Raw genomic sequence first — 303 nt, 5'->3', positions numbered from 1 at the left:
CTGAACGATACGCATCTGGCAATCATCTGCCTCCAGGCATTCTCTGCCTTTGGCGTGTTCATGATGAGACAGTTCTACCAGGGAATCCCGGATGAACTCTGCGAGGCGGCCAGAATCGATGGTATCATTGTTACGGGCCGCGTCCAGCGTTGCAATGCTGATACCCAAAATTTCTGCTGCTTCTTTTCGCGTAATAAGTTTTTCCATAAAGCATATTTCCTCCAATCCGTCAAGTTTGTCATCGTGTTTGTTCAAAATCACATGAATACGGTGGCAGCCGAAACCACCAGCGCATGGTATCTG

Annotated in this window: 1 pseudogene; it reads left to right on the top strand. The window is 48.2% G+C overall.

From position 1 onward, the window contains the following. Positions 1-126, top strand: a pseudogene (locus NE473_RS33330) (carbohydrate ABC transporter permease); the annotation flags it as partial. Between the last annotated feature and the right edge of the window lie 177 nt (positions 127-303).

Source organism: Hungatella sp. SL.1.14 (genome assembly GCF_024460495.1).
Taxonomy (GTDB): domain Bacteria; phylum Bacillota; class Clostridia; order Lachnospirales; family Lachnospiraceae; genus Hungatella; species Hungatella hathewayi.
The sequence above is the reverse complement of the archived record's forward strand: the minus strand, read 5'-3'. Positions and strand labels throughout refer to the sequence as shown.